Source organism: Pseudomonas sp. Cab53, from assembly GCF_018325965.1.
Lineage (GTDB): Bacteria > Pseudomonadota > Gammaproteobacteria > Pseudomonadales > Pseudomonadaceae > Aquipseudomonas > Aquipseudomonas chlororaphis_E.
In genome coordinates this window covers 949,259-974,537 of record NZ_AP021902.1, presented here as the reverse complement: position 1 = coordinate 974,537, position 25,279 = coordinate 949,259, and the positions used below count along the sequence as shown (strand labels likewise).

The 25,279-nt window shown below is 60.8% G+C and carries 19 protein-coding genes; 13 read left to right on the top strand and 6 right to left on the bottom strand.

Annotation, left to right across the window (positions count from 1 at the left end):
- Window positions 1-154: 154 nt before the first annotated feature.
- Window positions 155-544 carry a DUF6124 family protein gene (locus KI241_RS04090; protein WP_047738311.1) on the bottom strand — a complete coding sequence of 130 codons (390 nt, stop codon included), beginning with the start codon at window positions 542-544 and terminating at the stop codon, window positions 155-157.
- A 1,088-nt stretch (window positions 545-1,632) separates the two neighbouring features.
- Here KI241_RS04090 and KI241_RS04085 point away from each other — a divergent pair.
- The 9 genes from KI241_RS04085 to KI241_RS04045 all read left to right on the top strand — a co-directional run bounded on the left by KI241_RS04085 (window position 1,633) and on the right by KI241_RS04045 (window position 14,319).
- Window positions 1,633-3,234 (top strand): ABC transporter substrate-binding protein, encoded by a 1,602-nt coding sequence (locus tag KI241_RS04085; protein ID WP_123578236.1) that lies wholly within the window; start codon window positions 1,633-1,635, stop codon window positions 3,232-3,234.
- Between the two features lie 255 nt (window positions 3,235-3,489).
- On the top strand, window positions 3,490-5,115 hold the full coding sequence (locus KI241_RS04080; protein ID WP_042732602.1) for an ABC transporter substrate-binding protein: 1,626 nt from the start codon (window positions 3,490-3,492) through the stop codon (window positions 5,113-5,115).
- A 394-nt stretch (window positions 5,116-5,509) separates the two neighbouring features.
- Entirely contained in the window at window positions 5,510-7,096 is a 1,587-nt protein-coding gene (locus tag KI241_RS04075) for an ABC transporter substrate-binding protein (protein WP_053145583.1), read from the top strand.
- Window positions 7,097-7,269: 173 nt separating this feature from the next.
- Complete coding sequence (locus KI241_RS04070; protein ID WP_047738316.1) at window positions 7,270-8,685, top strand: OprD family porin; 1,416 nt, start codon at window positions 7,270-7,272, stop codon at window positions 8,683-8,685.
- Window positions 8,686-8,758: 73 nt separating this feature from the next.
- Window positions 8,759-10,354: an ABC transporter substrate-binding protein gene (locus tag KI241_RS04065; RefSeq protein ID WP_042732217.1), complete on the top strand. Its 1,596-nt coding sequence runs from the start codon at window positions 8,759-8,761 to the stop codon at window positions 10,352-10,354.
- 73 nt (window positions 10,355-10,427) lie between these two features.
- Window positions 10,428-11,438: an ABC transporter permease subunit gene (locus KI241_RS04060; RefSeq protein ID WP_030139822.1), complete on the top strand. Its 1,011-nt coding sequence runs from the start codon at window positions 10,428-10,430 to the stop codon at window positions 11,436-11,438.
- Window positions 11,439-11,448: 10 nt separating this feature from the next.
- A complete protein-coding gene (locus KI241_RS04055; RefSeq protein ID WP_042732218.1) occupies window positions 11,449-12,360 on the top strand; it encodes an ABC transporter permease subunit in 912 nt (303 codons plus the stop codon).
- 10 nt (window positions 12,361-12,370) lie between these two features.
- Complete coding sequence (locus KI241_RS04050) at window positions 12,371-13,339, top strand: ABC transporter ATP-binding protein (protein WP_042732219.1); 969 nt, start codon at window positions 12,371-12,373, stop codon at window positions 13,337-13,339.
- On the top strand, window positions 13,339-14,319 hold the full coding sequence (locus KI241_RS04045; RefSeq protein ID WP_212803415.1) for a peptide ABC transporter ATP-binding protein: 981 nt from the start codon (window positions 13,339-13,341) through the stop codon (window positions 14,317-14,319). The genes KI241_RS04050 and KI241_RS04045 overlap by 1 nt, the downstream gene beginning before the upstream one ends.
- 132 nt (window positions 14,320-14,451) lie before the next feature.
- On the opposite strand, the gene KI241_RS04040 is transcribed toward KI241_RS04045, so the two are convergent.
- From KI241_RS04040 to KI241_RS04030, 3 genes are all read right to left on the bottom strand, one after another.
- Window positions 14,452-14,697, bottom strand: a complete 246-nt coding sequence (locus KI241_RS04040; protein ID WP_042731847.1) for a hypothetical protein — start codon at window positions 14,695-14,697, stop codon at window positions 14,452-14,454.
- A 406-nt stretch (window positions 14,698-15,103) separates the two neighbouring features.
- Window positions 15,104-16,189 (bottom strand): RHS repeat-associated core domain-containing protein, encoded by a 1,086-nt coding sequence (locus KI241_RS04035; protein WP_237614181.1) that lies wholly within the window; start codon window positions 16,187-16,189, stop codon window positions 15,104-15,106.
- 260 nt (window positions 16,190-16,449) lie between these two features.
- Entirely contained in the window at window positions 16,450-18,033 is a 1,584-nt protein-coding gene (locus KI241_RS04030) for a peptide chain release factor 3 (RefSeq protein ID WP_042731846.1), read from the bottom strand.
- Window positions 18,034-18,388: 355 nt separating this feature from the next.
- On the opposite strand from KI241_RS04030, the gene KI241_RS04025 reads away from it, so the two are divergent.
- Genes KI241_RS04025 through KI241_RS04010 form a run of 4 tightly spaced genes read left to right on the top strand, consistent with a single transcriptional unit; the run spans window position 18,389 to window position 21,815 of the window.
- Window positions 18,389-19,078: an ABC transporter permease gene (locus tag KI241_RS04025; protein WP_185057636.1), complete on the top strand. Its 690-nt coding sequence runs from the start codon at window positions 18,389-18,391 to the stop codon at window positions 19,076-19,078.
- A 23-nt stretch (window positions 19,079-19,101) separates the two neighbouring features.
- Window positions 19,102-19,995, top strand: coding sequence for a glycine betaine ABC transporter substrate-binding protein (locus tag KI241_RS04020; protein ID WP_042731844.1), 894 nt, complete (start codon window positions 19,102-19,104; stop codon window positions 19,993-19,995).
- Window positions 19,996-20,007: 12 nt separating this feature from the next.
- A complete protein-coding gene (locus tag KI241_RS04015; RefSeq protein ID WP_042731843.1) occupies window positions 20,008-20,661 on the top strand; it encodes an ABC transporter permease in 654 nt (217 codons plus the stop codon).
- Complete coding sequence (locus KI241_RS04010) at window positions 20,658-21,815, top strand: ABC transporter ATP-binding protein (protein WP_212803414.1); 1,158 nt, start codon at window positions 20,658-20,660, stop codon at window positions 21,813-21,815. The genes KI241_RS04015 and KI241_RS04010 overlap by 4 nt, the downstream gene beginning before the upstream one ends.
- Window positions 21,816-21,818: 3 nt before the next feature.
- Here KI241_RS04010 and KI241_RS04005 read toward each other — a convergent pair whose 3' ends face one another.
- Both KI241_RS04005 and KI241_RS04000 read right to left on the bottom strand, forming a co-directional pair.
- Window positions 21,819-23,336 carry a hypothetical protein gene (locus KI241_RS04005; RefSeq protein WP_212803413.1) on the bottom strand — a complete coding sequence of 506 codons (1,518 nt, stop codon included), beginning with the start codon at window positions 23,334-23,336 and terminating at the stop codon, window positions 21,819-21,821.
- Between the two features lie 138 nt (window positions 23,337-23,474).
- Window positions 23,475-24,914 (bottom strand): DUF2599 domain-containing protein, encoded by a 1,440-nt coding sequence (locus tag KI241_RS04000; protein ID WP_212803412.1) that lies wholly within the window; start codon window positions 24,912-24,914, stop codon window positions 23,475-23,477.
- Window positions 24,915-25,279: the final 365 nt, after the last annotated feature.

The following is a 25,279-nucleotide window of genomic DNA, read 5'->3' as shown; positions in this document are numbered from 1 at the left end:
TATCCCCGCTGGGCTGTGTAGCAGACCCAAAGGCAGCGACCTCAATTAATCTGACACACCGAGGTATCAGGTTGGGGGCTGCTGCGCAGCCCAGCGGGGATAAATCCCCTCGCCACAGGATAGTGCCCGCACTTTATCAGGTGACACTTCCTTGCTACGCCTCGACCGGCCGGGCCGGCGCCTCAAGCTGGTCCAGCGCCTTGTCCACCAGCAACTGGCACAACTCCACCAACTGCTGAATCCCCAACGCCACACTGCGCCGCGTGCCGTCCACTTCGAAGGCCAGGTCCTCGGCCATGGCCTTGACCGAGGCCAACGTTTCGCTGGTGCTGGCCAGCAGCGTATCGGTGTCGGCCTTGGCGGTGACCGAGAACAGGCTGTCGATGCGCGAGTCGGAGGGGGCGTCCCCTGAGGGTTCTGGATTGAGGTAATGGTTCAGTGCACGCTCGGCGGCGGCGCGGTCTTTGAGGAGGTCTTCGAGGGCGTCGAAGCCGCAAAGGGGTGTGGTTTTATTGAGGGGTGGGTCGGGAACTGACTTATCCATGTGCTCGTACCTATTTAGTGATGAGGGCCATCACTCGCCGTTTCTCACTCGGCAAAGTGGTGGCAGCTATGTGCAGGGTGAGAAATCCGAGAATAGGTACTCGGCCAGACCGAGGTCTGCCCGCACACAGCCGCCATAACGCATCTACCGGCAGCGGATAAGCTGGCGGCAATTATATGCAGGTCTGAACGCTGTATGCCTATTAGTCGGGTTTCTCACGCCCGGTCGCTGATTAGGCAGCGACAAGCAAAAGGTTAGAGACCCCACTTCCGACGGACAACCTTAAAAACTCGTGGGACGTTTCGTTGTAGGACAGGCGATCCGTCCGACATCCCAGAGTGATCCCTACTCGCCCAGACACACCTCAACCCGTGGCGAGGGAGCTTGCTCCCGCTAGGCTGCGAAGCAGACCCGAACCGGACACTTCGCGGAGAAGGCCTTTAGGATCCGGCCCGCTAAAAAATCCCCATGCACTCAATCAGACCGCCATCGCGAGCAAGCTCGCTCCCACAATGGATCGGGTTACAACCGCAGAGGATTGGTCGGCTGTCAGGCCGTCTTCGCGAGCAAGCCCGCTCCCACAGGATTCAGGTACAACCGGAAAAGTCAGGCCGCCTCGCTTTTGCTTTGGCTTTTGATCTGGACGCCCCATTAACCACAAGGGCCGAACGCAGGCATTGCGTAGTGGGCAACCCGGCATGGATGCCGGGTTAGCCGCGCTGGGTCATGGATGACCCTTCGCGGCGGGCCCACGGAGCAATGCCGGAGTGAGGGAACACCGAGCGTAAGCGAGGTGCCCAGTGGTGGGGCAAGAGCGTTTTGCTTACTTTTGCGCTCTATCAAAAGTAAGCCGCCGTCAGGGCGGAACCCTAAGCCGCCGTTACCACAGCAATGGATATGTACACAAAAATCCCGGCCGACTGCCAGGCCGCCATCGCGAGCAAGCTCGCTCCCACAATAGAAGCGGAGCACCGCCCAAATCCCGGGCCTATACCCAAACCCACCAGTCCCCCACACTTTTGGCTATTTCCCCCACCCCGCCCCAACCGCTACCCTTCGGAAAATCGTCATCACCGCCAAGGGATTTCATGGACCGGACTACCTTCAAACCACTTCTACTCACCCTCGCCCTGATCAGCGGCGCGCCCATGGCCCAGGCCGCCACCACCCTGGTCTACTGCTCCGAAGCCAGTCCCGCCGGGTTCGATCCCAGCCAATACACCAGCGGCACCGACTTCGATGCCTCGGCCGAAACCGTCTTCAACCGCCTCACCCAATTCAAGCGCGGCGGCACCGAAGTCGAGCCAGGGCTGGCGACAAGCTGGGACGTCTCCACCGACGGCCTGGCCTACACCTTTCACCTGCGTAACGGCGTGAAATTCCACACCACCGACTATTTCACCCCCACCCGCGACTTCAACGCCGACGACGTGCTGTTCACCTTCCAACGCCTGCTCGACCCCCAGCACCCGTTCCGCCAGGCCTACCCCACCGAGTCGCCGTACTTCACCGACATGGGCCTGAACACCACGATCAAAAGCGTCGAGAAAGTCGACGAACACACCGTGCGCTTCAACCTGAACAACGTCGATGCCGCCTTCGTACAGAACCTGGCGATGAGCTTCGCCTCCGTGCAGTCCGCCGAATACGCCGCGCAGTTGCTCAAGGAAGGCAAGGCCGGCGACCTCAACCAGAAGCCCGTCGGCACCGGCCCGTTCGTGTTCAAGCGCTACCAGAAGGATTCGCAGATCCGCTACGCCGCCAATACAGCGTACTGGAAGCCCGAGGACGTGAAGCTCGACAACCTGATCTTCTCGATCACCCCCGACGCCGCCGTGCGCCTGCAGAAGCTCAAGAAGAACGAGTGCCAGGTCAGCGGCTATCCACGCCCGGCCGACATCGAGGTGATGGAGCAGGACCCGAACCTGCAGGTGCTCAAGCAACCGGGTTTCAACCTCGGTTTCCTGGCCTACAACGTGACCCACCCGCCCCTGGACCAGCTCAAGGTCCGCCAGGCCCTGGACATGGCCATCGACAAGCCGGCGATCATCAAGGCCGTGTACCAGAGCGCCGGCCAACTGGCGCAGAACGCCCTGCCGCCGGCGCAATGGTCGTTCGACCCGAGCATCCAGGATGCGCCCCACGACGTGACTAAAGCCCGGGCGCTCCTTAAGGAAGCCGGGGTTGCGCCGGGTACTACCATCAATTTGTGGGCGATGACGGTGCAGCGCGCGTCCAACCCCAATGCACGGATGTCGGCACAGATGATCCAGCAGGATTGGGCCAAGATCGGGATCAAGGCGAACATCGTCAGCTACGAATGGGGCGAGTACATCAAGCGTGCAAAAAATGGCGAACATGACGCAATGATCTACGGCTGGACCGGCGACAACGGCGACCCGGACAACTGGCTGGGCGTGCTCTACAGCTGCGCGGCGGTCAAGGGCAGCAACTACGCCAAGTGGTGCGACCCCACTTATGACCGGTTGATCCAGCAGGCCAAGGTCTCCACCGACCGCCAGCAACGCATCGACCTGTACCGCCAGGCGCAGAAGATCCTCAAGCAACAGGTGCCGATCACACCCATCGCCAACTCCACGGTCTTCCAGCCAATAAACAGGAAAGTGGTGGATTTCAAACTCAGTCCATTTGGGCTTACACCCTTCTACGGCGTGGGTTTGACGAAGTGATACCCGCCCCAAACCGGTGCGAAACGGCGTCGCGACGCACCGGCGAGGGGCGCGTTTGACGCCAAAAAAACGCCCGCAAACGGTCAACTGCGTCAGAAGTTACACGAATGCGACATTAAGGTACGTTCGTGCCACTGTTTCAGACTTGCGACCGCTCTGGATCTTGCATTGGGTATGGGGCCTGCATAAGTATCCGCAGGACGACTCACGAGGTCGCCCTCTAATCCAAAAATGACAACAAATCATGAGGCCAACATGCTTAAACACGCGGTCATTCCGTTTTTAGTCGGCGCAAGCCTATTAGCCAGCGCACCCTTCGCCCAAGCCGCGACTAACCTGGTGTTCTGCTCCGAAGGGAGCCCAGCCGGTTTTGACCCTGGTCAGTACACCACCGGAACCGACTTCGACGCCTCTGCTGAAACCATGTTCAACCGCCTGACCCAGTTCGAGCGCGGCGGCACCGCCGTGATTCCTGGCCTGGCGACCAAGTGGGATATTTCCGAAGACGGCCTGACCTACACCTTCCACCTGCGTGAAGGCGTCAAGTTCCATACCACCCCGTACTTCAAGCCGACTCGCGAATTCAACGCCGACGACGTGTTGTTCACCTTCAACCGGATGATCAACAAGGACGACCCGTTCCGTAAGGCGTACCCGACCGAATTCCCGTACTTCACCGACATGGGGATGGACACCAACATCACCCAGATCGATAAAGTCGACGACCACACCGTCAAGTTCACCCTCAAGGATGTCGACGCCGCGTTCATCCAGAACATGGCCATGAGCTTCGCCTCGATCCAGTCCGCCGAGTACGCCGCGCAGCTGCTCAAGGAAGGCAAGGCCAGCGACATCAACCAGAAACCGGTCGGCACTGGTCCGTTCGTGTTCAAGAGCTACCAGAAAGACTCCAACATCCGCTACACCGGCAACAAGGACTACTGGAAGCCTGAAGATGTGAAGATCGACAACCTGATCTTCGCCATCACCACCGACCCATCGGTGCGTATCCAGAAGCTGAAGAAGAACGAGTGCCAGGTCACCCTCTTCCCACGCCCTGCCGACCTCAAGGCCCTGAAAGACGACAAGGCCCTGAAGATGCCCGACCAGGCCGGCTTCAACCTTGGCTACATCGCCTATAACGTGATGGACAAGATCAAGGGCAGCAACGAGCCGAACGTGCTCGCTGACCTGAAGGTCCGCCAGGCACTGGACATGGCGGTCAACAAGCCACAGATCATCGACTCGGTCTACCAGGGCGCCGGCCAGCTGGCGGTCAACGCCATGCCACCGACCCAGTGGTCCTACGACACCACTATCAAGGACGCCAAGTACGACCCTGAGAAAGCCAAGGCGCTGCTCAAGGAAGCCGGCGTCAAGGAAGGCACCAACATCACCCTGTGGGCGATGCCGGTCCAGCGTCCGTACAACCCGAACGCCAAGCTGATGGCCGAGATGCTGCAGTCCGACTGGAAGAAGATCGGCCTGAACGTCAACATCGTCAGCTACGAATGGGGCGAGTACATCAAGCGTTCCAAGGGCGGCGAGAACCAGGCGATGATCATCGGCTGGAGCGGTGACAACGGTGACCCGGACAACTGGCTCAACGTGCTGTTCGGCTGCGACTCGCTGGCCGGCAACAACTTCTCCAAATGGTGCGACAAGAAATTCGACGGTCTGGTCAAGGAAGCCAAGCGCACCACCGACCAGGCCAAGCGCACCGAACTGTACAAACAGGCACAACACGTCCTCAAGGATGCCGTGCCGATGACACCTATCGCTCACTCGACGGTGTATCAACCCATGCGCGCCAACGTGCAGGACTTCAAGATCAGCCCCTTTGGCTTGAATTCCTTCTACGGCGTCAGCGTCAGCAAATAAAGCGATCTGTGGCGAGGGAGCTTGCTCCCGCTGGGCCGGCCCGACGCTTCGGGCGTAACGGCCCCTTTTTAAAAGCGCAATGGCGGTGCACCCGCAACGTCATTGCGAGCGGAGCCAGCGCCCACGCCACACCGCTTTATGCCGAGACCCGGGAAATCGCCTACATCCAAAAGCACTGCGTACCACAGCAGATGGTTTAGGACGTGTCGCCTTTTCCCACAAGTCTTTCAGGCATTACGCATTTACCAACACGTCCACGACTCCTACCGTCGGGGCTGGTCGGCTTGCGGATCCTGCGGCATTGCATCGCAATGGAATGAGCTCAGTGCTCCGGCTACGTCCCTGGAAGGACACCGGTCCACTGATAAACACCCCGAACGAGAGAGGGAGCGTCATGCGCCATACCTTGGTTTTATCCGCATTGCTGGCCGCGACATCCGCGGCGCAGGCCGCCGAAGGCAGCCTGGTGTTCTGTTCCGAAGGCAGCCCTGCCGGTTTCGACACCGCGCAGTACACCACCGCCACCGATAACGATGCCGCCGAACCGTTGTACAACCGCCTGGCCGAGTTTGAAAAAGGCGCGACCAACGTCGTACCGGGCCTTGCGACCCGATGGGATATTTCCGAAGACGGCCTGACGTACACCTTCCACCTGCGCGAAGGCGTGAAGTTCCATACCACCGACTACTTCACCCCGACCCGGGACTTCAACGCCGACGACGTGTTGTTTACCTTCAACCGCATGCTCGACCCGCAGCACCCGTTCCGCAAGGCCTACCCCACCGAGTTCCCGTACTTCAACGGCATGAGCCTGAACAAGAACATCGCCAAGGTCGAGAAAACCGGGCCGTTGACCGTGGTCATGACGCTCAACAGCGTGGACGCCGCGTTCATCCAGAACATCGCCATGAGTTTTGCCGCGATCCTGTCGGCCGAGTACGCCGACCAGTTGCTCAAGAGCGGCAAGCCGAGCGACATCAATCAGAAACCGATCGGCACCGGGCCGTTCGAGTTCAAGAGCTACCAGAAAGATTCCAACATCCGCTACGTCGCCAACACGCAATACTGGGCGCCGGAGCGGGTCAAGTTGAAGAACCTGATCTTCTCCATCAACACCGACCCTTCGGTGCGGGTGCAGAAGCTCAAGGCCAACGAGTGCCAGGTCACCCTGCATCCGCGCCCGGCCGATGTACCGGCGCTGAAGAACGACCCCAAGCTGCAACTGATCGAGAAGCCCGGCTTCAACCTCGGCTATATCGCCTACAACACCCGCCACAAACCGTTCGACCAGGTCGAAGTGCGGCGGGCACTGGACATGGCGGTGAACAAGCAAGGCATCCTCAATGCCGTGTACCAGGGTGCGGGGCAACTGGCGGTCAACGCCATGCCGCCGACCCAATGGTCCTACGACGACACCATCAAGGACGCCGCCTACGACCCGGAAAAAGCCAAGGAGTTGCTCAAGGCCGCCGGGGTCAAGGAAGGCACCGAGATCACCCTCTGGGCCATGCCCGTGCAACGCCCCTACAACCCCAACGCCAAGCTGATGGCCGAGATGCTCCAGGCCGACTGGGCGAAGATCGGCCTGAAGGTGAAGATCGTCAGCTACGAATGGGGCGAGTACATCAAGCGCACCAAGAACGGCGAGCACGACGTCAGCCTGATCGGCTGGACCGGCGACAACGGTGACCCGGACAACTGGCTGGGCACGCTGTACAGCTGCGACGCCATTGGCGGCAACAACTACTCCATGTGGTGTGACCAGGATTACGACAAGTTGATCAAGCAGGCCAAGGTCGTCACCGACCGTGACCAGCGCACCGTGCTCTACAAACAGGCCCAGCAGTTGCTCAAGCAGCAAGTGCCGATCACCCCTGTTGCCCACTCGACGGTCAACCAGCCGCTGAGTGCCAAAGTCGAAGGGTTCAAGGTCAGCCCCTTCGGTCGCAACGTGTTCTCGGGCGTCAGCCTGAACCCATAACCGATTAGCCATGCCACGAGGGCCCCCATGGGGGCTCTCGCGCAGGCGTCTTGCCTGAATTCGTCGATTTGGCGTCATGCAAACGTTTGCTAGGCATGAATGAGCTGTAAACCCAAGCCGTATCACCAAAAAAGACCGGCATAAATAAAGAAAGAAAAAAAGGAGCTTCACCCATGAAATTGAGCAGCACCGCGTTACTGGCCCTGGCCATCAGCAGCGTGACCGCGACGGCGTATGCCGAGTCGCAAAGCCAGGCGGTCACCCCGGTGACCCTCAAGACCAGCAGTGAACAAAGCGAAGCCAAGGGGTTCATCGATGGGCAATCAGTGACCGGGTCGACCCGTAACTGGTACGCCAACGAGCAATTCAAGCGGGGCGCGAAACTCACCTATCGCAAGAACGGCGAAGCCCGTGAAACCGACCGCCGTATCAACTGGTTGCAAGGCACCATCATCAAGTACAACTCGGGCTTCACCGAAGGCACCGTCGGTTTCAGCACCGAACTGGCCGCCTACAACGCCATCGCCCTGGACCAGGATCGCAAGGACCTGGCCTCCAACAATGGCGGCGCACCGACCACCCGTCCGGGCGCTGGCAACAACCGTACCCTGACCCGCGAAGGCGGCGACGCCGTCGGCCAGTGGAGCAAACTGGGCCTGGCCAACGTCAAGGCCCGCGTGTCGAACACCACCCTGACCGCCGGCCGCCAGAACTTCAGCAGCCCGATGGTCGACGTGATCGGCAACCGTGCCCTGCCCTCCAGCTTCCAGGGCGTGAGCCTGCACAGCGAGGAGTTCGAGAACCTCGGCTTCGACATCGCCACCTTCGACCGCAACTCGCCACGTACCGAAGAGAGCCTGCGCAAGTTCCGCTCCGAATACGGCGACAGCAGCGTTGAAACCGATCACGTCAACACCGCCGGTATCACCTACCAGCCTCTGGCCAGCCTGAAGACCAGCCTCTGGGCGACCCAGGCCGAAGACATGTGGAACCAGTACTACTTCGGCGCCACCCATGAACTGGGCGACAGCTCGGTGCTGAGCCTGACCACCGGCCTGAACTACTACAAGACCGTGGACTCGGGCAAAAGCAAACTGGGCGATATCGACAACGACACCTACTCCCTGTCGTTCGGCCTGACCCACCAGGCCCATAGCCTGACGTTCTCGTACCAGGAAGTGAACGGCAACGAGTACTTCGACTACCTGCATGAAACCAACGGCATCTACCTGGCCAACTCCCTGCTGTCGGACTTCAACGGCCCGAACGAGAAGTCCTTCCAGATCGCCTATGGCCTGAACATGGCTGAATACGGCGTGCCAGGCCTGAAGTTCAACATCTACCAGGCCCGCGGCTGGGGCATCGACGGCACCCACTACAACAGCACCGGCTACAGCGATGTGAAAGCGATGGACGGCGAGCACCACTACGAATACGGCGTCGGTGCTTCCTACGCCGTACAGAGTGGCCCGCTCAAGGCCACCGCGATCCGGGCGACCTACACTGCACACCGGGCCAGCGAAAACCAGGCCGACGGCAGCCTCAACGAGTTCCGCCTGGTGACCACCATCCCGTTCAACATTCTCTAACGCTCCACCGGGCGGTCGACTCACGAGGTCGGCCGCCCGGCTTTTGCCATTAACCGATTGCAGAGGATTGACGATGAACATGATTCCCCTACGTGCAGCCATCGCCGCTGCGCTGCTGAGCGTCGCCGTTGGCGCCACGGCCAAGCCCCTGGTGGTGTGCACAGAAGCCAGCCCGGAAGGCTTCGACATGGTCCAGTACACGACTGCAGTCACTGCCGATGCCGTGGCAGAAACCATTTTCAACCGCCTGGCCGACTTCAAGCCCGGCACCACCGAAGTGATTCCGGCCCTGGCCGAATCCTGGGACATCAGTGACGATGGCCTGACGTACACGTTCCATCTGCGCAAAGGCGTCAAGTTCCACACCACCGAATACTTCAAGCCGACCCGCGACATGAACGCCGACGACGTGGTCTGGAGCTTCCAGCGCCAGCTGGACCCGAATCACCCATGGCACAAACTGTCGAGCGTGGGCTTCCCCTACTTTGAAAGCATGGGCTTCAAAGAGCTGCTCAAAAGCGTCGAGAAAGTCGACGAACACACGGTCAAGTTCACCCTGACCCGCCGCGAAGCGCCGTTCCTGGCCGACATCGCCATGGCCTTCTCCTCGATCTACCCGGCCGAATACGCCGACCAGTTGCTCAAGGCCGGCAAGGCCGGCGACCTCAACAGCAAGCCGATTGGCACCGGGCCGTTCGTCTTCCAGCGCTACAACAAGGACGCCCAGGTGCGCTTCAAGGCCAACCCGGACTACTTCCGCGGCAAGCCGCCGGCCGATGCCCTGGTGCTGGCCATCGCCACCGACAACAACGTGCGCATGCAAAAGCTCAAGACCAATGAGTGCCAGGTCGCGCTGTACCCCAAACCCGATGACATCCCGAACATCAAGAAAGACCCGAACCTGAAGGTCACCGAGCTGGACGCGATGACCGTGTCCTACGTCGCCATGAACACCAGCCACAAGTACATGAGCGACGTGCGGGTGCGCCAGGCCATCGACCTGGCCTTCGACAAGGAAGCCTACGTCAATGCGCTGTTCGGCAAGGGCAACGCCACCGTGGCGGTCAACCCGTACCCGCCGACGCTGCTGGGCTTCAACCACGACCTGAAGAACCCGCCACGGGACCTGGACAAGGCCCGCCAGTTGCTCAAGGACGCCGGCGTACCGGAAGGCACCGTGTTCACCCTGTTCACCCGCAACGGTGGCGGCCCGACCAACCCCAACCCGATGCTCGGCGCGCAGATGATGCAGGCGGACCTGGCGAAGGTCGGGATCAAGGTCGACATTCGCGTGATGGAATGGGGCGAAATGCTCAAGCGCGCCAAAAATGGCGAGCACGACATGGTGTCCGCCGGATGGGCGGGCGACAACGGCGACCCGGATAACTTCCTGACGCCTATGCTCAGTTGCGAGGCGGCCAAGAACGGCGAAAACTATGCACGCTGGTGCAACGAGAAATTCCAGGCACTGATCGATCAGGCCCGCGCCTCGGTGAACCCTGAGGAGCGCATCAAGCTCTATGAACAGGCCCAGGTGATTTTCAACCAGGACCTGCCATGGATCAGCATGGCCCACACCCGGATGTTCACGGCAATGCGCAACAACGTAGAGGGCTATGTGATTAGCCCGCTCACCACCAACAACTTCGCCACCACCCAGGTGAAGTAGATAAGAAAACGCCCGGCATCGCTTACCAAGCGGCGCCGGGCACGCCTAACCGGCTGATGAGGTACACCTTAAGATGTTTAGTTTTATTGCCCGCCGACTGGGATTACTGATCCCCACGTTCTTCGGCATCACCCTGCTGACCTTCGCGTTGATTCGCATGATCCCCGGCGACCCCGTGGAAGTGATGATGGGCGAACGTCGGGTCGATCCCGAAATGCATGCTCAGGCAATGGAACGCCTTGGCCTCAACAAGCCGCTGTATGCCCAGTACCTGGACTACATCGGCAAATTGGCCCACGGCGACCTCGGCGAATCGCTGCGCACCCGTGAAAGCGTATGGACCGAGTTCAGCTCCCTGTTTCCCGCGACCCTGGAACTGTCCATGGCCGCCCTGTTGTTCGCCGGTATCCTGGGCCTGCTGGCCGGGGTGATCGCGGCACTCAAGCGAGGGTCCCTGTTCGACCACGGGGTGATGGGCATCTCCCTGGCGGGTTATTCGATGCCGATCTTCTGGTGGGGCCTGATCCTGATCATGTTCTTCTCGGTGAGCCTGGGCTGGACCCCGGTGTCGGGCCGGATCGACCTGCTCTACGACATCGAGCCCAAAACCGGCTTCATGCTGATCGACACCCTGCTCGCCGATGAGCCGGGCGCCTTCCTCGATGCCCTGCACCACCTGATCCTGCCGGCCATCGTGCTGGGCACCATCCCGCTGGCGGTGATCGCCCGCATGACTCGCTCTTCGATGCTTGAAGTGCTGCGCGAGGACTACATCCGCACCGCCAAGGCCAAAGGCCTGTCGCCGTCGCGGGTGGTGTTCGTGCATGGCCTGCGCAACGCACTGATCCCGGTGCTGACCGTGGTCGGCCTGCAAGTCGGCACCCTGCTGGCCGGTGCGGTGCTGACCGAAACGATCTTCTCCTGGCCGGGTATCGGCAAGTGGCTGATCGAAGCCATCGGCGCCCGGGATTATCCCGTGGTGCAGAACGGCATCCTGTTAATCGCCTGCCTGGTGATTCTGGTCAACTTCGTCGTGGACATCCTCTACGGCTTTGCCAACCCACGCATCCGTCACCAGCGCTGAGATCAAATCCATGAGTACTCCAACTCCTTCGGTAGCAGTCGATCAAAGCCTGCTGTACCCGTCCCCGTACAAAGAATTCTGGCAGGCGTTTTCCCGTAACAAGGGCGCCGTGGCCGGGCTGCTGTTCATGATCCTGATCGTGTTCTGTGCGATCTTCGCGCCCTGGGTCGCACCCCATGACCCGAGCGAGCAGTACCGCGACTTCCTGCTGACGCCGCCGGCCTGGCTCGAAGGCGGCCAGATGCAGTTCCTGCTCGGCACCGACGAACTGGGCCGCGACCTGCTCTCGCGCCTGATCCAGGGCTCGCGCCTGTCGCTGCTGATCGGCTTGTCGTCGGTGGTGATGTCGCTGATCCCGGGCATCCTGCTGGGGCTGTTCGCCGGGTTCTTCCCGCGCATCCTCGGCCCGACCATCATGCGCCTGATGGACATCATGCTGGCCCTGCCTTCGCTGCTGCTGGCCGTGGCGATCGTCGCCATCCTCGGCCCAGGCCTGATCAACACCGTGATCGCCATCGCCATCGTATCGCTGCCGTCCTACGTGCGCCTGACCCGCGCAGCGGTGATGGGTGAACTGAACCGCGACTACGTGACCGCTGCCCGCCTGGCCGGTGCCGGCCTGCCGCGCCTGATGTTCATCACCGTGCTGCCCAACTGCATGGCGCCGCTGATCGTGCAGGCGACCTTGAGCTTTTCCTCGGCGATCCTCGACGCCGCCGCCCTGGGCTTCCTCGGCCTCGGCGTCCAGCCGCCGACCCCGGAGTGGGGCACCATGCTGGCCTCGGCCCGCGACTACATCGAACGCGCCTGGTGGGTGGTGAGCCTGCCTGGCCTGACCATTTTGCTCAGCGTGCTGGCAATCAACCTGATGGGCGACGGGCTGCGCGATGCGCTGGACCCGAAACTCAAGAATGCCGCCTGAGGAGATTCCCATGTCACTGTTAGAAATCAAGAATCTCAACGTCCGCTTCGGCGACGCCACGGCCGTGCCGGTGGTCGACGGCCTGGACCTGAGCGTGGAAAAAGGCGAAGTGCTGGCGATCGTCGGCGAGTCGGGCTCGGGTAAATCCGTGACCATGATGGCGCTGATGGGCCTGATCGAGCACCCCGGCATCGTCACCGCCGACGCGCTGAACTTCGACGGCAAGAACATGCTCAAGCTGAGCGCTCGCCAGCGTCGGCAGATCGTCGGCAAGGACCTGGCAATGGTCTTCCAGGACCCGATGACCGCGCTCAACCCCAGCTACACCGTGGGCTTCCAGATCGAAGAAGTGCTGCGCCTGCACCTGAAAATGTCCGGCAAGGCTGCCCGCAAGCGTGCCATCGAGTTGCTGGAAAAAGTCGAGATCCCCGGCGCCGCCAGCCGCATGGACGCCTACCCTCATCAGTTGTCCGGTGGCATGAGCCAACGCGTGGCAATCGCCATGGCCATTGCCGGCGAGCCAAAGCTGCTGATCGCCGACGAACCGACCACCGCCCTGGACGTGACCATCCAGGCGCAGATCATGGACCTGCTGCTGGCCCTGCAAAAAGAGCAGGACATGGGCCTGGTGCTGATCACCCACGACCTCGCCGTGGTGGCCGAGACCGCCCAGCGCGTGTGCGTGATGTACGCCGGCCAGGCCGTGGAAGTGGGCAAGGTGCCGGAGCTGTTCGACATCCCGGCACACCCCTACAGCGAAGCATTGCTGGCGGCGATTCCCGAGCACAGCATGGGCGCCGAGCGGCTGGCGACATTGCCAGGCATCGTTCCCGGCCGCTACGACCGCCCGCAAGGCTGCCTGCTGTCGCCGCGCTGCCCCTACGTGCAGGAAAACTGCCGCCAACAACGCCCGGCCCTTGACCCGAAAACCGCCAGCCTCGCCCGCTGCTTCTACCCGTTGAACCAGGAGGTGGCGTGATGGCCGTCGTACTTACCGCCCGTGACCTGACCCGTCATTACGAAGTGTCCCGTGGCATGTTCAAGGGCCATGCGACCGTGCGCGCCCTCAACGGTGTGTCGTTCGAACTCGAGGCCGGCAAGACCCTGGCCGTGGTGGGCGAATCCGGTTGCGGCAAATCCACCCTCGCCCGGGCCCTGACGTTGATCGAGGAGCCCTCCTCGGGCTCCCTGAAGATCGCTGGCCAGGAAGTGGCCGGCGCCAACAAGGCCGAGCGCAAGCAGTTGCGCAAAGACGTGCAGATGGTGTTCCAGAGCCCGTACGCATCGCTCAACCCACGGCAGAAAGTCGGCGACCAACTGGCCGAGCCGCTGCTCATCAACACCAGCTTGTCGGCCATCGAGCGTCGGGAAAAAGTCCAGGCCATGATGAAGCAGGTGGGTCTGCGCCCCGAGCACTACCAGCGCTACCCGCACATGTTCTCCGGCGGCCAGCGCCAGCGTATCGCCCTGGCCCGCGCCATGATGCTGCAACCCAAGGTGCTGGTGGCGGACGAACCGACCTCGGCGCTGGACGTCTCGATCCAGGCCCAGGTGCTGAACCTGTTCATGGACCTGCAGCAGGAATTCAACACCGCCTACGTGTTCATCTCCCACAACCTGGCGGTGGTCCAGCACGTGGCCGATGACGTGATGGTGATGTACCTCGGTCGTCCGGTGGAAATGGGGCCCAACGAAAACATTTACAGCCGCCCGCTGCACCCGTACACCCAGGCGCTGCTGTCGGCCACCCCGACCATCCACCCGGACCCGAACAAGCCCAAGATCAAGATCGTCGGCGAACTGCCCAACCCGCTCAACCCACCGCCCGGCTGCGCGTTCCACAAACGCTGCCCGTATGCCACCGAGCGCTGCAAGACCGAAGAACCGGCCCTGCGTCCGCTCGATAACCGGCTGGTGGCGTGTCACTACGCCGAGCAGTTCCTCTACGGCGCGGCGTAACGATCAGCTCGCGTCTGCTGTGGCGAGGGGATTTATCCCCGCTGGGCTGCGAAGCAGTCCTGTTTTTTTGGGACTGCTGCGCAGTCCAGCGGGGGTAAATCCCCTCGCCACAATTTTTCTGAACGGTGAAAGCTACGTCTGGCTGTCACCCTCGTCGCCTTCATCACCGTCGTCAGTGTCCGGCTGGTCGATGGTCGAATCGTCATCGTCCTGATCGCCGGGCTCCTGGGTCGCGGCCAGCATCATGTCGCCCTGGCCAACCTGCCCGTTCCAGGCGTGTTGTTCGTGCTGGTCGCACTCCGCCCAAGCCGCCGACGAACCGAGGGACAACATCACCAACACCTTCAACAAAAACATCATGCGCAGCAGTGTGTTCATAGCCGATTCCTTCTTTCGCGGATGGAGCCAGGGCCTGACGGCTCAAGAAAATCCAATGCTGAACAGACCGGTTCACCCATTAGGACGCTCAGAGATGGCCAGAAATGCCGTCGATGGGCAGATTGGTTTCGAATAACACTTATCTCGTCCAGTTATGACCCCTGCCCCTTGTGGCCCCTTGTGAGAGCGGGCTTGCTCGCGAAAGCGGTCTATCCGCCAACATCCCTCTTGAATGACACACCGCCTTCGCGAGCAAGCTCGCTCCCACAGGGGCCCCAGCCTGGCACACGGGATCAAGTAGGAGGCGGCTTGCTCCCACAGAGACTTACGCGGCTGGTGCATCGAGTGACAACAAAAAACCCGCTTCCTGGTGTCCCGGAGAATTTGCAAACTCAGGAAGTCAATTTCAGAGATCCCCTAAAAGCCGCACGTTGCGCTCATGCATTTCTCTTATACGGCTTAGCTGATCGGTTACACGTGTATGTCTAGCAAACGCGGCATTTTCTTCGGGAGTAAAATAATTGTCGTGATTAAGCCTACCTCCACGTGATCTAAACGCACTTTCGGCGCGGGCAATATCCCCCTCAGCTACTGCTAATTCCCACTGAAGCCTCTCAACTTCCGGATCAGACTTCATCCTGTTGCTTACTTCTGTTCTTCTTGCAGCAGCGGCGGCTGACCTTCGTTGATTGGCCGCCTGTTTTGCCAAAACTTTTTGGTCCCTGGCGATCATTTTTGCGTTATGAGTGTTGGCCAGTTCAATGATATTTTCTTGCGTAAACCCGGCTCTTCTAGGGAAACGGCCTATACGCTCAAAGGGAGCGCTGACAGATGACCTTGCATAAATTTTGAACTGGGTCCCGGAGGTCTTCACTCGGGCATACCTACCAACGTTCTGCATCGTCGGACTCTGCCGTCCAGCAAGATTAGCTATACCCTTGAAGAGCGACATCCAGGAATGCCCAGACGGATCCGTCCTATTAACAGGATCGCCCGCACAATACGCATAGGCATTGATACCTCCTTCGCCAAACGGGCTTCGATTGTCCGGGCTATTAAAGCGCATCAGCACCGTATTAAAAGCACGGTAACCATTACCCAACAAATAGAAACCGCTACTTTTATCGGGACGCTCTCCATTAAAACCCAATACCCGCTGCGTGGATTTTTCGACAGGGCTGTGGCCAAACGCGGTGTATGCCGTCGTTTCTGGCACTGCCTCGTTCGCCCTTAGGTTGAGAAGGGGCGAGCGTTTGTCATCATGGGCGATCAACATAGTTTCCTGAGCGCCCTCCTTCGTGGTCTGTTGGGCGAGGACAGCGCTTTCGGCTTCAAATACCGTACGTACGGTATCGCCCGCTAGTTCAGTAGCGACACGGTCGCCGCGGTAAAATATCTGGACACGCGTATCGACCGAGTTTTTGGTGTGTGTGTGCCGGTCAAGCGGGTCATAGCTATAGATAACCTGAACACTTTCTTCTTTTGCAGACATGGCAATCACCGCCACAATGAGTCTTGTCGGGATATATAGCTTAGTTCCCTGCCTTCAGCCACTAGCAGAACTGTTAGGTTCTGTACGAAACTCACTGAAATTCTGACACCAAAAAATGCATCGCCACCCATGCCAGAGGTGTCCAACAGCGAAAAGTCAGCACGCTTCTTGTTGCCGGATGACTGAGGGTTAAAACAACTTTTTAGCCCCACAAAAAACCCGCGGCTTTCGCGGCGGGTTTTCGGTCTGACACTTGACGCTTAGTGGTGCTCGCGCGTCGCTCGGAATTTCACATCCGGCCAGCGCTCTTCCATCAACGCCAGGTTGACCCGGGTCGGCGCCAGGTAGGTCAGGTGGCCACCGCCGTCCAGCGCGAGGTTTTCCACAGCCTTGTTGGAGAACTCCTCGAGCTTTTTCTTATCGCTGCAATCCACCCAGCGGGCGGAATAGACGGTGATCGGCTCGTAGGAGCACTCGACCTTGTATTCCTCCTTCAGGCGGCTGGCGACGACGTCGAACTGCAGCACGCCGACCGCGCCGAGGATGATGTCGTTGCTGCGCTCCGGGAAGAACACCTGGGTGGCGCCTTCTTCGGCCAGTTGCTGAAGCCCCTGGCGCAGTTGCTTGGACTTGAGCGGGTCTTTCAGGCGTACGCGGCGGAACAGTTCCGGGGCGAAGTGCGGGATGCCGGTGAAGCCCAGGGCTTCGCCTTCGGTGAAGGTGTCGCCGATCTGAATGGTGCCGTGGTTGTGCAAGCCGATGATGTCACCGGCGAAGGCCTCTTCCAGTTGCTCGCGCTCCGAGGAGAAGAAGGTCAGGGCGTCGCCGATGCGCACGTCCTTGCCGGTGCGCACGTGGCGCATCTTCATGCCTTTTTCGTACTTGCCGGAGCAAATGCGCATGAACGCGATGCGGTCGCGGTGCTTGGGGTCCATGTTCGCCTGGATCTTGAACACGAAGCCTGTGAACTTCTCTTCCACCGGCTCGACGGTGCGCTCGTTGGCGACCCGTGCCAGCGGGCGCGGGGCCCAGTCGACCACGGCGTCGAGGACATGGTCGACCCCGAAGTTGCCCAGGGCGGTGCCGAAGAACACCGGCGTCATCTGGCCGTCGATGAATGCCTGCTGGTCGAACTCGTGGCAGGCGCCCTGCACCAGCTCCAGTTGCTCGATGAAGCGCTCGTACTCGTCGCCCAGGTGGGCGCGGGCCTCGTCGGAGTCGAGCTTCTCGATGATCCGGGTTTCGGTGCGCTCATGCCCGTGGCCGGCGGTGTAGACGATGATGTAGTCGCCCGCCAGGTGGTACACGCCCTTGAAATCGCGGTAGCAGCCGATCGGCCAGGTGATGGGCGCGGCCTTGATCTTGAGAACCGCTTCGATCTCGTCGAGCAGTTCGATCGGGTCGCGGATGTCACGATCGAGTTTGTTGATGAAGCTGACGATCGGCGTGTCCCGCAGGCGGCAGACGTCCATCAGCGCGATGGTCCGTGGCTCGACGCCCTTACCGCCGTCGAGGACCATCAGCGCCGAGTCCACGGCCGTCAGGGTGCGGTAGGTGTCTTCGGAGAAGTCTTCGTGGCCTGGGGTGTCGAGCAGGTTGATCATGTGATCGCGATACGGGAACTGCATGACCGACGTGGTAATGGAGATACCCCGTTGTTTTTCCATTTCCATCCAGTCGGAGGTGGCATGGCGGTCGGATTTGCGCGACTTCACCGTGCCGGCGACCGCAATCGCCTTGCCCATCAGCAAAAGTTTTTCGGTGATGGTGGTCTTACCGGCATCGGGGTGGGAAATAATGGCGAAAGTGCGGCGTTTCGCGACTTCGGCGGCCTGTTTGGTCATGGGAAATCGCCTGGCTGGTGACAAAAAAGGGCGGCGATTATAGCTCAACTTGTGCCAGGAACCGAACCGTTGAGCGCATCCCTGTGGGCCCGATCTTTCCCGACCTGGGAACCTTTTGCCCGGCGCAGACGTCCACCCCCTGCGACAGCTTTTCGTCAGGGCCTGGAAAATCAGCAAGTTAGCCTGACGAAGCTGCGCCCATGGCTCCCGTGACATGCCGCTGGCCGGCATCGACAAGAGCTGCTCCCCGCGAACGCTTTCCCGGCCGCCAATGAAGGTACGCCGCCCGGGAACGCGTGCGCCGACTGAAAGACAAAGGAGTCCGCCTGTGGCTATCCGCTATGGCAAAGGGCTGATGGGAGGTGCGGTCGTCGTCGCCCTCCTGGCCCTGTTGGTCCACTGGATCGGCATCGATACGATCCAGCACTACCGCGACGATTTGCTGTTCTACCTGCAAGCCCACCTGATGCTGGTACTTGCTTCCATGTTCGCGGCTTTGATCGTGGGCATCCCCGCCGGCATCGCCCTCAGCCGCCCTGGCATGGTCGGGCGCGCCGAACGCTTCATGCAAGTGTTCAACATCGGCAACACCGTTCCGCCCCTGGCCGTGCTGGCCATCGCCCTGGGTATCCTCGGCATCGGCAGCGGGCCGGCGATCTTCGCCCTGTTCCTCGCCTCGCTGCTGCCCATCGTGCGCAACACCTATGAAGGCCTGAAGAACGTCCAGGGCTCCCTCAAGGAAGCCGCTGTCGGCATCGGCATGACCCCACGCCAGGTGCTGTGGAAGGTCGAGTTGCCCAATGCCGTGCCCATCATCGTCGGCGGCGTGCGCGTGGCCCTGGCGATCAACGTCGGGACCGCCCCATTGGCGTTCCTGATCGGTGCCAACAGCCTCGGCAGCCTGATCTTCCCCGGCATCGCCTTGAACAACCAGCCGCAGTTGTTGCTCGGCGCGGCCTGCACCGCCCTGCTGGCGCTGCTGCTCGACGGCCTGGTGACACTGGCCAGCCGACTCTGGCTGGAGCGCGGTTTGCGTGCGTCCTGAAGCCGCTGGATAAAGGAATCATCATGAAGAAGTTGAGCTTGATACTGGGCTGCGCCCTGCTGCTGGCCGGGTTCGCCCAAGCGGCGGAAAAACCGGTGATCCGCCTTGGCGCGCGCGTGTTCACCGAACAGACGCTGTTGGCGGAAATCACCGCGCAATACCTGCGCAGCAAAGGCTACGACGCGCAGATCACCGGCGGCCTGGGCAGCAACCTGGCCCGCAGCGCCCATGAAACCGGACAACTGGACCTGCTCTGGGAGTACACCGGTGTGTCGCTGGTGGCCTACAACCACGTCACGGAAAAACTCGACAGCGCCCAGTCCTACGCCCGGGTAAAAGAACTCGACGCGAAAAAAGGCCTGGCCTGGCTGGCACCGTCGAAGTTCAGCAACACCTACGCCCTGGCCCTGCCGGAAAAAATCGCTCGCCAGTACCCGCAGATCAACAACATCAGCCAGTTGAACACGGTGTTGCAGGCCGAATCGCAGGAGAACCACCTGGTGGCGCTGGACACCGAGTTCGCCAACCGCTCCGATGGCCTGGCAGGCATGGTCGAGCAGTACAGCATGAACCTGACCCGCAAGAACATCCGCCAGATGGACGCCGGGCTGGTCTACACCGCCCTGCGCAATGGCCAGGTGTTCGCCGGCCTGGTGTACACCACTGACGGGCGGCTGAACGCGTTCAAGCTGAAGTTGCTCGAAGACGACAAGCACTACTTCCCCGACTACACCGCCGCGCCGGTGGTGCGCCAGGCATTCCTCGACGCCCACCCGCAACTGGCCGAGCAACTCAAGCCCCTGGCGGCGCTGTTCGACGACGAAACCATGCGCCAGCTCAACGCCCGGGTCGACGTCGACCACCAAAGCCCTTCCACCGTTGCCGCCGATTTCCTGCGCCAGCACCCCATCCCCTGAGGAGGAAAAGCCATGGAACTGTTGAACGCCTTTTCCCATCTCGATTGGCAGCAAGTGATGCACCTGACCTGGCAGCACGTCACGCTGGTGGGCATCGCCGTGAGCCTGGCGATTTTCATCGGTGTGCCCCTGGGCATTTTCATGACCCGCTTCCCGGCGCTGGCCGGTCCGTTGCAAGCCAGCGCGACGGTGCTGCTGACGATCCCGTCGATTGCACTGTTCGGCCTGTTGTTGCCGTTTTACTCCAAGTTCGGCCAGGGCCTGGGGCCGATGCCGGCGATCACCGCCGTCTTCCTGTATTCCCTGTTGCCGATCATGCGCAACACCTACTTGGCCCTCACGGGTGTCGAACCGGGCATCCGTGAAGCCGCCCGCGGCATCGGCATGACCTTCGGCCAGCGCCTGCGCATGGTCGAGTTACCCATCGCCGTGCCGGTGATCCTGGCTGGCGTGCGCACCGCCGTGGTCATGAACATCGGCGTCATGACCATCGCCGCCACCATCGGTGCCGGTGGCCTGGGCGTGCTCATCCTCGCTTCCATCAGCCGCAGCGACATGTCGATGCTGATCGTCGGCGCCGTGCTGGTCAGCCTCCTGGCCATCTTCGCCGACCTGCTCCTGCAATGGCTGCAACGCTCGCTGACTCCAAAAGGACTCCTCAAATGATCGAACTTCAAAACCTCAGCAAAACCTTCAAGAGCAACGGCAAGGATGTGAAGGCCGTGGACTCGGTGAACCTGACCGTCAATGAAGGCGAGATCTGCGTGTTCCTCGGGCCATCGGGGTGTGGCAAGAGCACCACGCTGAAGATGATCAACCGCCTGATCCCGCCCACCTCGGGCAAGGTGCTGATCAACGGCGAAGACACCACCGGGCTCGACGAGGTGACCCTGCGCCGCAACATCGGCTATGTGATCCAGCAGATCGGCCTGTTCCCGAACATGACCATCGAGGAAAACATCATGGTGGTGCCCAAGCTGCTCGGCTGGGACAAGCAGAAATGCCACGACCGTGCCCGCGAGCTGATGAGCATGATCAAGCTCGAACCCAAGCAGTACCTGCACCGCTACCCACGGGAACTGTCGGGCGGCCAGCAACAGCGGATCGGCGTGATCCGCGCCCTGGCGGCCGATGCGCCGTTGCTACTGATGGACGAGCCCTTCGGCGCGGTGGACCCGATCAACCGCGAGATGATCCAGAACGAGTTCTTCGAGATGCAACGGGCGCTGAACAAGACCGTGATCATGGTCAGCCACGACATCGACGAAGCCATCAAGCTGGGCGACAAGATCGCGATTTTCCGCGCCGGCAAGCTGATCCAGTGCGATCACCCGGACACGCTGCTGGCGCACCCGGCCGATGACTTTGTCAGCAACTTCGTTGGCCAGGACAGCACCCTCAAGCGACTGCTGCTGGTCAAGGCCGAGGACGCGGCCGACAACGCCCCGTCGGTGAGCCCGGAAACCCCGGTGGCCGAGGCGCTGGAATTGATGGACGAACATGACCGGCGCCACGTGGTGGTGACCTGCGCCCAGAACAAGGCGCTGGGCTATGTGCGCCGCCGTGACCTGCACCGCCAGACCGGTACTTGCGCACAGTTCCTGCGCGAGTTCAACGCCACGGCGGCCTACGACGAACACTTGCGGATCCTGCTGTCGCGTATGTACGAGTTCAACCGCTCGTGGCTGCCGGTGATGGACGCCGAACGGGTCTTCCTCGGCGAGGTGACCCAGGAATCCATCGCCGAATACCTGAGCTCCGGACGCTCGCGGGGCGGCAAGACCAGCATCGTGTCGCCGGCCGAAGTGGCAGCCGGCTGAGCGTTACAGCGAAACCCTGAGGACCCGGGAAAACAGCCACTGCGGGCTCAGGTTGGTGAAGACCGAGTAGTTGATCAACACCGTTCTTCCTCGGTTTTGCGCCACCCAGGCCGGGTCGAGCACGAAGCGATTGGCCTGGCCGGCGGTGACGAGTTGGCTGCCCGTATCGAGGATGGTCTGTCCCATGGCCCGTACGCGTAGCGTCGAGCCCACTGGGGCGGGTGAATAGATGATCACCGTGCCGGCCGAGTAACCGGGCGCTGGAAGGTCCAGGGCCTGGGGATCAACGGCCAGGTACAACACGGCGGACGTCTGGGTTTCGCCGACGCCACCTTTCTTGACGGTGTAGCTCACCGGCACCGTCAGCCCGACGCTGTCGACCACTTCGGGACGGGGAATCAACACCTGCTTGTCGGCAGGCAGGTCACCATAACGCACCGGCGGGCTGCTGTACGGCACCCGCCCTCGCCACTGCACGCTTACCGTATCGGCAGCCCCCAGGCCACTGAGCGGCAATTGCACGGCGAGGTAATCGTCCCGGTAGATATTCTTGATACTCAAGCGCTCGCCCGTGGCTGAACTGTAGGCCTTGGGCACGCCGGGCGCGCCCCACGCGGTGGCCGGCACCACCGGGTTGATCGCCTGGTCGGCACTGACGTATTGAAAGCTGAAATGCTCCTTCGGACCGGGCGGCAGTGTCACCCGGACAATGGGGACGACCAGCCCCTGGGTCCGTTCGAAGTATTTCTTCTGGTCGGTCCTGGCGGCCTCCAGATCGTTGGAGCCCGAGATCCAGAAAAACGCCTGGATGGGCAACGGGGTCGGATTTTTTTCCGGCCACGCCTCGATTCGAAGTTCGTTGTGGTTCTTGAAGTTGAAATCGGCGCCACCGGCCTCGAGTTCAACGTCCTTTCGCACTTGCAAGCCGGCATTGAAGTTGGCGGTGGCTTGCTCATTCAACCCATCGTTGACCATCCACGCACAACTGGCGGGGTTACCGTAGGCCACCTTGCGAAAATGCGCCAACCAGGCTTTGGCGGTGAAAATATTCTGTTCATTGCAGGGCTTGCTCTGTGGGTAGACGAACTGCGTGATGCTGTCCCGGCAACCGTAGGCCCCTGGCTTGCTGCGGTAGAGGGTGGCGCCGTCGTAAGGGAAATAACAGATGACCGAAGGCTTGGCCTTACCCGGCGGCGTCTGGAGGATGGGGTAAAAGATATAGCCATGCTTGGCGTCGTTAGTGCCCCAGGGCGCTGCGCCGAACCGGGCATCGGCGCGCAGGTAGGAAAACGAAACGGCCCCGGTCGTCCTGGAAAACTCGCTATGGTCCCAAGGGTCGAAGTTGCCCGCGTAGGTCGTGCGTGCCACCACCCCCGAGCATAGAAAGGCCGGTGCCGTCGGCGAACCGCAGTTGAGCGCCGTATCGTAGTAACGGCGGGTCAAGTCGGCGGCCGTCTCTTCGCCCGATTGCAGGGCCGCGCCCGTGAGCGTTTCAGCAAGGGACTGCAATGAGATAATCATGCAACCCGTCAAAACGAACAGCTTTACCGATTTTTTGCGGCTGAGATTCGCCATGCTCGTCACCTGGAAGGCCGGTCATCACCCAGGCCGGGCCGTCTGCCCCTCACAGAGGCGGGTCAGACAGCCTGGCCCCTGCGTTCAATGCGGATTACATCTGTTGTCACCCGGCAACTTCATGATCACGTCATGGGGCACGTAGGGACGGGCGGGCTCAAGGCTCCAGGTGGGCTTGTTCTCGGCGATGTCCGGAGAGTCGAGGTGGCAGGCCAGTTGGCGGCGCATGCTGCTGCCCATGTTGTCGAAATTCCAATCCTTGCGATTCGGATCGAGCGCTGCGGCCTTGATCGCCAACTCGGCCAACACCACATTGGTTTTCCCGACACCGGCTTTTCTGCCACACGCCGTGGGCGTGATCTTAAGCGAGGAGATCGTTCCCAGCACCGGTTCTACATAGTTGTTATCCCACTCGAGTTTTTCGATGTAGTTATCACAAGAACGGCTGTCCGCGGGGGCGGGTATCTGTTGATCGACCGGATAGTAGGCAAACTTCGCGTCTTCGCCGATAGAACGAGGAAATTGAACCTTGATGATCGGCTTCCAGGCATTACCCTGCTCCACCCAACGGCGTTGGTCATCATGGGCGAAGTCGCGGGCGGTGAACGCCCGGGTCGTTCTGTCGATGTAATCCACGCCACTTTCATAAATGAACGCGGCGATGGGAAGTTCCAGGCGCGTGGCTTTTGCTGAATCGCTGTCACTGGCGACAGGCGCGTCGAACTTCTTGCGGTCCTGGCTGCTCCAGTCCCTGTTCCAGTACTTGTTATCCGGCCAGGTTTCGATCCGCAACTCGGACTGGGTGTTTATCGCATCGCCCTGCTCCTCCGGGTCCTTGGCCAGCACCTTGCGAGCCTCGACAAAGGTGTTGAATGCGTCGGCCTTGTTATAGCTGCCGAAGTAATCCCGGGTCGTATCGAAACCGCATTGGAAGCGGTGGGCTTTCGTCACCTCGGGGTCCTGGGTCTGGCGATCGTAGTGTTCCATCCAGGCCTTGGGGTTGCTGATGCTCAGCTTCTGGCAGTAGTCCTCGACGACGCCCAGGGTATTGCCATTCTCCTGGTAATCACCGCAACCGTTGTTGTTCCGATAATTGGTCCAGGAGTCGATGACAAACGCGCAGAGCACCTTGATCTTGAACTGGGTCTTGTCGTCCACGAAATCATTGGGCGTCAGCGCAAAGCCGTTGTAGCGGAGCATTCCCAGCCCGTTGAACTCAACGTCCTTCCTCAAGTAGGAAACCGATGTGCCACCGGCCGAAAGACCGCTTCCGCCGGCTTCAACACTGTGTGAAAACGGACTGGCATCCCAGGGCAAGTAACTTTGTTTACTGGCGATCCCGCGAAGTATCAGACCTGAACAATCGGACGCCAACCTGCCGCTGCCACAATCGCGAGCAGTCAAGCGATACCAGTACTCCATCAACTTCGCCGTGTCCGTTCCCGGGTCGGCCTGTGACAAGCCGCAACTGGTGAAGAGTCCGATCATTAAAGAAGCGTTCAAGATGACCCGATACTTGCGCATGTCCCTCTCCTGGAGTTCTCTACATCGCAAAATCCGCAGTGATTCAAGGCACAATTCAATACGCCGCGCGCCGGATATAAGCCGGTATCCGCAGCATTAAAATCATGAAGAACGACTGTCTGGATTTGAGTATTCGGTAATCTTGGGCGAGCGCCTACTGTCAGAAGTGACAGTCAATCGAGGTTAATTAAACGTTTTCCTCATAACAGGCGGGTCATTGATCAACAAATGAGCTACGCCTGTCCCTGTAGCCAGGAGCCTGCTCCCGCTCGGTTGCGTAATGACCACCTTTTGGGGCCGCTATGCACCTCAGCGCGAGTAAGCGCGCTCGCCCCACACAGACCCCAAACCTCGAACCTGTATCG

Excerpts from the sequence above, each read along its gene's own strand:
- KI241_RS04030 (WP_042731846.1), bottom strand. The coding sequence starts at position 18,033 with ATGACCAAACAGGCCGCCGAAGTCGCGAAACGCCGCACTTTCGCCATT.
- KI241_RS04060 (WP_030139822.1), top strand. The coding sequence starts at position 10,428 with ATGTTTAGTTTTATTGCCCGCCGACTGGGATTACTGATCCCCACGTTC.
- KI241_RS04085 (WP_123578236.1), top strand. The coding sequence starts at position 1,633 with ATGGACCGGACTACCTTCAAACCACTTCTACTCACCCTCGCCCTGATC.
- KI241_RS04020 (WP_042731844.1), top strand. The coding sequence starts at position 19,102 with ATGAAGAAGTTGAGCTTGATACTGGGCTGCGCCCTGCTGCTGGCCGGG.
- KI241_RS04010 (WP_212803414.1), top strand. The coding sequence starts at position 20,658 with ATGATCGAACTTCAAAACCTCAGCAAAACCTTCAAGAGCAACGGCAAG.
- KI241_RS04040 (WP_042731847.1), bottom strand. The coding sequence starts at position 14,697 with ATGAACACACTGCTGCGCATGATGTTTTTGTTGAAGGTGTTGGTGATG.
- KI241_RS04015 (WP_042731843.1), top strand. The coding sequence starts at position 20,008 with ATGGAACTGTTGAACGCCTTTTCCCATCTCGATTGGCAGCAAGTGATG.
- KI241_RS04075 (WP_053145583.1), top strand. The coding sequence starts at position 5,510 with ATGCGCCATACCTTGGTTTTATCCGCATTGCTGGCCGCGACATCCGCG.
- KI241_RS04050 (WP_042732219.1), top strand. The coding sequence starts at position 12,371 with ATGTCACTGTTAGAAATCAAGAATCTCAACGTCCGCTTCGGCGACGCC.
- KI241_RS04065 (WP_042732217.1), top strand. The coding sequence starts at position 8,759 with ATGAACATGATTCCCCTACGTGCAGCCATCGCCGCTGCGCTGCTGAGC.
- KI241_RS04070 (WP_047738316.1), top strand. The coding sequence starts at position 7,270 with ATGAAATTGAGCAGCACCGCGTTACTGGCCCTGGCCATCAGCAGCGTG.
- KI241_RS04045 (WP_212803415.1), top strand. The coding sequence starts at position 13,339 with ATGGCCGTCGTACTTACCGCCCGTGACCTGACCCGTCATTACGAAGTG.
- KI241_RS04055 (WP_042732218.1), top strand. The coding sequence starts at position 11,449 with ATGAGTACTCCAACTCCTTCGGTAGCAGTCGATCAAAGCCTGCTGTAC.
- KI241_RS04080 (WP_042732602.1), top strand. The coding sequence starts at position 3,490 with ATGCTTAAACACGCGGTCATTCCGTTTTTAGTCGGCGCAAGCCTATTA.
- KI241_RS04090 (WP_047738311.1), bottom strand. The coding sequence starts at position 544 with ATGGATAAGTCAGTTCCCGACCCACCCCTCAATAAAACCACACCCCTT.
- KI241_RS04005 (WP_212803413.1), bottom strand. The coding sequence starts at position 23,336 with ATGATTATCTCATTGCAGTCCCTTGCTGAAACGCTCACGGGCGCGGCC.
- KI241_RS04035 (WP_237614181.1), bottom strand. The coding sequence starts at position 16,189 with ATGTCTGCAAAAGAAGAAAGTGTTCAGGTTATCTATAGCTATGACCCG.
- KI241_RS04000 (WP_212803412.1), bottom strand. The coding sequence starts at position 24,914 with ATGCGCAAGTATCGGGTCATCTTGAACGCTTCTTTAATGATCGGACTC.
- KI241_RS04025 (WP_185057636.1), top strand. The coding sequence starts at position 18,389 with ATGGGAGGTGCGGTCGTCGTCGCCCTCCTGGCCCTGTTGGTCCACTGG.